Here is a 6,000-nt window from a genome sequence, read left to right as displayed (position 1 = left end):
AAGGACTTCCGCGCCGTTGCAACGCGTTACGACAAGCGCGGCCATAACTACCTCGCCGCAGTCATCGTGGCGACAATAATGTTATGGCTTCCCTGAACTCAGTCAGACAGACCCTAGCGGGAATCGAGCGGCCGCGGCGCGTTGTTCATTTCATCACGCGCGCCTTGCGCACCGACGGCCTTGAGCATGCGGTCGGTCGAATCGCGCTTGAGGCGGCTGCCGGTCATGCCGTGGCCGCCCGTGCCGGCCGTATTGGTGCCCGCCGCCACTTCCTGCATCGTCGGGGATGGATCGTTGTCGGGCACGGTGGCGCAACCCGTCACCATGCCTGCCATGCCCGTCATGCCTGCCATTGCCAGCCCTACCGTGAATGCCTTCATCGTGTCTCCTTGAATGAACGGGAACCGCGCTCCAGGTTCCTGGCCGCGGTCGTCTTGTCGTATTGTCGTGCCGGATTCACATGCTGCCGCAAGCGGGCGGGTTTGTCACGAGCTTATGCGCCGCGGCTGGCCAGCTCCCGGAAACGGCCGGCCTGCTGCGCATCGCCCTGGCTCTCGTACAGCACGGCCAGGTTGTGCGCCGCCAGGAAGCTGCCGCGCCCGCTCACCGATCCTTCCAGGGCCGGCTGGTCGCCCAGCTCCAGGCAGCGCAGCCAGCTGGCTTCGATCATGGGCAGGACTTCCGGCGCCGTGTCGGGATTCCTGCTGGCCAGTTCCAGCAGCACGTCGCCCAATGCAAAGTAATAGTCGGGCGAATCCTGCCAGTTATCCATCTCGAGGTCCGCCAGGTGCACCGCTTCTTCCGGCTGGCCGGCCATCTTGAGGGTGAACATGGCGCGCACCACCAGGTCGTGGCGCCAGGCGGCGTCCGGCGCGGTGAGCCCGAGCGCATGGCGGTAGTGCGCGGCCGCGGCCGCGTGCTCGCCGCGCGCTTCCTCCAGCTTGCCGGCCTGGTAGGCCAGGCGCGCATCCTGCGGAGCGGCGGCCTGGGCCGCCAGCAGCAGGCCCGCGCGCTGGGCGCGCTTGGCGGCGCGCTCCGGGCGGCGCATGCCGTCGTTATCGATCCAGAGCGGAATGCGACCCTGTGGCAGCTCGCCCGTCGGCGCCTCGTCCACCGCGCCGGCATAGCGCACCCCGCGCGGCAGCAGGCGCGGGCGCCAGGCGGTGGCGGCCAGGCCGCGGCCGGCCAGGTCGAAGCCCAGGCGCACCGGCAGCATGCCGAGTGCAGGCGCGGCGGTGCAGGCCTGGGCCAGGATGCCGGCCACGTCGCCCTGGGCCGCATCGATCCATTCGTCGCCATCCAGTACCAGGTTCCAGTCCGCGGACGAAGCGGCAAGCGCGGCATTGCGCGCGGCGCCGTAGTCGTCGTTCCAGGCGAAGGGAATGACACGGGCGCCGCAGGCGGCGGCGATCTGTGCCGTATCGTCGCTGGAACCGGTGTCGAGCACGATCATCTCCGCCACGAAGGGGCGCGCCGATTCCAGGCAGCGCGCGAGGGTCGGCGCTTCGTCGCGTGCGATGACTACGAGTGCGGGTTGGGTCATGCCTTGCTCCATCAGGTTGGGGATCGCGGGTCGGATCGTGGATCAATTCTTGCGAGAATTATACGCCCGCAAGCACACTCTCCCATAAAAGCAGGCCAACAAGCGTTGCCCTACAAAAATTTTTTTGATCTCGACCATAAAGTTTTGTGCGCGCCGTACGTTACCAGCATCAACAGCGGTTTGATTGTCACGGAACACGGTGACAGACCAACGTGAACAGGCACAGTTGCCGCCCCGAAAGAAAACTGGAGAAACAACATGGCTTCAATGATCAACACCAACCTGTCGTCGCTGAACGCACAGAACAACCTGAGCAAATCGCAAGCTTCGCTGACGACTTCGCTGCAGCGCCTGTCGACCGGCCTGCGCATCAACAGCGCCAAGGACGACGCGGCAGGCATGGCGATCTCGGAACGCATGAGCTCGCAGATCACTGGCTTGAACCAGGCTGCACGTAACTCGAACGATGGTATCTCGATGGCCCAGACCGCCGAAGGCGCGCTGAGTTCGATCGGCGACAGCCTGCAACGTATCCGCGAACTGGCCGTCCAGTCCGCCAACGGCTCGAACACCGACGCCGACCGCGCATCGATGCAGGAAGAAGCAGACCAGCTGCTGCAGGAAATCGACCGTGTTGCTTCCCAGACCAAATTCAACGGCCGCACCCTGCTCGACGGTTCGCTGAAGAACCAGCAGTTCCAGGTTGGCGCGAACGCCGGCGAAACCATCTCGTTCTCGGTCGGCAGCGCCAAGACCCAGTCCCTGGGCAGCAGCAGCGCCGCCGCCATTACCACCGCCCAGAACGCCGGCAATACCGCACTGAAGGAAGGTGCCTTCTCGCTGAACGGCATCGCGATCGGCCCGTCGATGGCTGGTGCAGACACCGCCTCGACCAAGGAAGCCGCTTCCTCGGCCATCGCCAAGGCTGCAGCCGTCAACGCCAAGTCGGCCGAAAGCGGCGTGACCGCGACCGTCAACGCCACCGAAGTCGGCGGCACCTCGATGGTCGGAGAAGCCAGGTCCGGCACGGTCAAGATCAACAACGTCGACATCACCATCAGCACCTCGACCGACACCGCCGCTACCCGCTCGGCCGTGGTCGCCGCGATCAACGCCAAGTCGGCCCAGACCGGCGTGACCGCCGAAGATACCGGTTCGGACAAGGGTGGCGTGAAGCTGATCGCCGCCGATGGCCGTAACATCGACATCGATTTCGGTGGCGGCGGTACTGATCCGACCGCAGCCGGCACCGGCCTGGCCGCCGAGGAAACCTACTCGGGCTCGATCACCCTGAATTCCGACAAGGACATCGTGGTCTCGTCGAACCTGAACGGTCCGGCTGGCGATGGTGGCATCAAGGATGCCGGCCTGGTCGCAGGCACCTACTCTGCGCAGACCGCCTACACCTCGACCACCAACGTGGCAGCTGGCGCCCACACCGCGATCGCCGCCGGCGACTTCACGATCAACGGCACCGCCATCGGCGCCTCGGTCGCCAGCTCGGACACCGCGTCGGTGTACGACAAGGCAAGCAGCGGCATCGCCAAGGCCGCCGCGATCAACGCCATCTCCGACAAGACCGGCGTGACCGCGACGGTCAATGCAACCGAAGTCGGCGGCACCACCACCGACATGACCGGCGGTGGTACGACCGGTAAGCTGGTGATCAACGGCGTGTCGACCGCGGCGATCACCACCACCACCGACAGCGCCGCCAACCGCAAGGCCGTGGTCGATGCGATCAATGCGATCAGCGGCCAGACCGGCGTCACCGCCCTGGATACCAACGACGACAGCAAGGGCGTGACGCTGAGCGCCGCCGACGGCCGCAACGTCACCATCTACCAGACCACCGCCGCTGGCGCGCAGGGCGGTACGCTGACCGATGCAACGACCGGCCTGAACTCGGCTTCGCTGACCGCACCGGCTGTTCCTCCAGGCGCCGCCGCAGCAACGACCGCGACCTACACCAGCACCATCACGCTGTCGTCGACCTCGGAATTCAAGATCGGCAGCGGCAGCACCGATGCCGGCACCGCCGCGCTGAGCCTGAAGGTCGGCACCTACGGCAATGGCCGCAGCGGCGAAGCGCTGGACAAGCTGGACATCTCGACCGCCGAAGGCGCCAACAAGGCGATCGTCTCGATCGACAACGCCCTGAAGACCGTCAACAGCGCACGCTCGAACCTGGGTGCGATCCAGAACCGCTTCTCGGCCGTGGTCTCGAACCTGCAGTCGACGTCGGAAAACCTGAGCGCTTCGCGTAGCCGTATCCGCGATGCCGACTTCGCCCAGGAAACGGCCAACATGACCCGCGGCCAGATCCTGCAACAGGCCGGTACCGCGATGCTGGCCCAGGCCAACTCGCTGCCGAACGGCGTGCTGAGCCTGCTGCGTGGCTAATCCCGGCCATAGCATGATGTAAAGACGGGCGCGGTACTTCTGGTACCGCGCCTTTTCCACTTTCGGAGTCCGCCATGTCAGCAGCAAACATCGGTGGCGTCGCCACCCCTGCCCCGCAGGCAGCCGCACCGGCCGCGCCACCTTCCACAGCGCGCAGCACGCCCGTTTCTTCCGTCAGCGCTACCAAGGCCGCCGAGCCGCACGAGGCGCCCGGCCAGGAAGAACTGCGCGACGCGGTCGGGAAGATCGAGGAATCGATGGGAGCGTCCGCCAGCGACCTGCGCTTCTCGATCGACGAAGACACCGGCATCACGGTCGTAAAATTGATCGATACACAAACCCAGACCATTATTCGCCAAATACCCACACAGGAAGTCATTGAGATTTCCAAAGCGCTGGACAAAATGCAGGGCCTGCTGGTAAAAGACAGGGCTTAGTTCTGCCCGGCAAGCAGAACATCACCGCTTGACCGCATCCACGTCGAACAAGGAATTTCATCATGGCGATCTCTTCAGCAGGCATCGGTTCGGGCCTGAAAGTCGATGAGCTGGTTTCCCAGCTGATGACGGTCGAGCGCATGCCGATCACCGCGCTCGACAAGAAAGAAGCAAGCTACCAGGCCAAGCTGTCCTCCATCGGCAGCCTGAAAGGCGCGTTTTCCGCCTTCCAGACGGCGGCCAAGGCGCTCAGCACGCCCGACAAGTTCACCCCGACCAAGGCAAGCGTTTCCGACAGCACGATCCTGGGCGCCAGCGCCAGCGCCTCCGCGGTGGCCGGCAGCTACGACGTGAAAGTGCAGAATCTCGCCGCTGCGCAAAAGCTGACCATGTCTTCGGCCGCCAATGGCGGCTATGCGGCCACCACCAGCGTGATCGGCCAGGGCACGATCACCATCGATTTCGGCACCTATGCAAGCGCGGGCGCCGATACCACCTTCACCCCGAACGCCGCCAAGCCCGGCAAGACGATCACGATCGGCAGCAACAACACCCTGGCCGGCATCCGCGACGCCATCAACGGCGCCAACGCCGGCGTCTCGGCCAGCATCATCAACGACGGCAGCGGCTACCGCCTGGCCCTGACCTCGAACGAGACCGGGCTGCGCAACGAGATGCGGATCACGGTCGGCGGCGACGCCGGCACCATCGGCGAACTCGGCCAGCTGGCCTACGACCGTACCAGCACCACCGATCCAGTCTCCGGTACCACGACCACGGGCGAGAAGAAAATGACGCAGAACGTGGCTGCCGCCGATGCGAAGATCATCGTCGACAACGTGCCGATCACCAGCCCGAGCAATACCCTCACCGAAGCGATCCAGGGCGTCACCCTGAACCTGACGAAAACCACCGCGCCCGACGCCTCGACCAAGATCACGGTGGCGCGCGACACCAGCAACGTCAAGACCGCGATCGAGGGCTTCGTCAAGGCCTACAACGAAGCCACCAAGGCCATGAGGGACGCCACCTCGGTCAACCAGACGACCGGCACCGCCGCCCCGCTGGTGGGCGACAGCACCGTGCGCGCGCTGCAGTCGCAGCTGCGCGGCGTGCTGTCGGCCCCGGTCGCCGGCGCGCCGAAGGGCTCGGCCCTGCTGTCCGACGCCGGCCTGAGCTTCGACAAGACCGGGACCCTGGTCATCGACGACGCCAAGCTCACGGCCGCGATCGCCGATCCGTCCAAGGATTTGAGCAAGCTGTTCAGTAGCGGCGCCGGCACCAAGGGCTATGCCTGGCAGGCGGATGTCATGATCGGCAAGATCCTGAGCCCGATCGGCCCGCTGAACAACCGCGCCACGGCGGTCCAGGAAAACATCAAGCGCCTGGGCGACGACCGCGACGCGATCAAGACACGCCTGCTGAGCGTGGAGCAGCGCTACCGCAACCAGTTCACGGCGCTCGACAAGCTGGTGGCCAACATGACCACCACCAGCGCCTACCTCAGCCAGCAGCTCGCTGCGCTGGCGGCCAACAACAACTCCTGAGCGGCCAACCGGGGCTGACGCGGCGGATTTGACGGGTAAAGTCCCCTCTGACCGCCGTTTCACAATCTTT

At 65.4% G+C, this 6,000-nt stretch carries 5 protein-coding genes and 1 pseudogene; 4 read left to right on the top strand and 2 right to left on the bottom strand.

The window, feature by feature from the left end; all coding sequences use genetic code 11:
* Positions 1–96, top strand: a pseudogene (locus LCI23_RS19085) (IS5/IS1182 family transposase); the annotation flags it as partial.
* Positions 97–113: 17 nt separating this feature from the next.
* Here LCI23_RS19085 and LCI23_RS19080 read toward each other — a convergent pair.
* Both LCI23_RS19080 and LCI23_RS19075 read right to left on the bottom strand, forming a co-directional pair.
* On the bottom strand, positions 114–380 hold the full coding sequence (locus LCI23_RS19080; RefSeq protein WP_224948037.1) for a hypothetical protein: 267 nt from the start codon (positions 378–380) through the stop codon (positions 114–116).
* A gap of 113 nt (positions 381–493) precedes the next feature.
* Positions 494–1,543 (bottom strand): glycosyltransferase, encoded by a 1,050-nt coding sequence (locus LCI23_RS19075; RefSeq protein ID WP_224948036.1) that lies wholly within the window; start codon positions 1,541–1,543, stop codon positions 494–496.
* A gap of 258 nt (positions 1,544–1,801) precedes the next feature.
* Between LCI23_RS19075 and LCI23_RS19070 the strand changes: the two genes are divergently transcribed.
* The 3 genes from LCI23_RS19070 (at position 1,802) to fliD (ending at position 5,930) form a co-directional block, all read left to right on the top strand.
* Positions 1,802–3,946: a flagellin gene (locus LCI23_RS19070; protein WP_224948035.1), complete on the top strand. Its 2,145-nt coding sequence runs from the start codon at positions 1,802–1,804 to the stop codon at positions 3,944–3,946.
* A gap of 74 nt (positions 3,947–4,020) precedes the next feature.
* Positions 4,021–4,383, top strand: a complete 363-nt coding sequence (locus LCI23_RS19065; protein ID WP_224948034.1) for a flagellar protein FlaG — start codon at positions 4,021–4,023, stop codon at positions 4,381–4,383.
* A gap of 62 nt (positions 4,384–4,445) precedes the next feature.
* Positions 4,446–5,930, top strand: coding sequence for a flagellar filament capping protein FliD (fliD, locus tag LCI23_RS19060; protein ID WP_224948033.1), 1,485 nt, complete (start codon positions 4,446–4,448; stop codon positions 5,928–5,930).
* Positions 5,931–6,000: the final 70 nt, after the last annotated feature.

Origin of the sequence: Massilia sp. MS-15 (assembly GCF_020176695.1) — a bacterium.
GTDB lineage: Bacteria > Pseudomonadota > Gammaproteobacteria > Burkholderiales > Burkholderiaceae_D > Telluria > Telluria hydrophila.
This window is presented reverse-complemented; position numbering and strand designations above follow the sequence as displayed.

Excerpts from the sequence above, each read along its gene's own strand:
- LCI23_RS19070 (WP_224948035.1), top strand. The coding sequence starts at position 1,802 with ATGGCTTCAATGATCAACACCAACCTGTCGTCGCTGAACGCACAGAAC.
- LCI23_RS19080 (WP_224948037.1), bottom strand. The coding sequence starts at position 380 with ATGAAGGCATTCACGGTAGGGCTGGCAATGGCAGGCATGACGGGCATG.
- LCI23_RS19065 (WP_224948034.1), top strand. The coding sequence starts at position 4,021 with ATGTCAGCAGCAAACATCGGTGGCGTCGCCACCCCTGCCCCGCAGGCA.
- LCI23_RS19075 (WP_224948036.1), bottom strand. The coding sequence starts at position 1,543 with ATGACCCAACCCGCACTCGTAGTCATCGCACGCGACGAAGCGCCGACC.
- fliD (WP_224948033.1), top strand. The coding sequence starts at position 4,446 with ATGGCGATCTCTTCAGCAGGCATCGGTTCGGGCCTGAAAGTCGATGAG.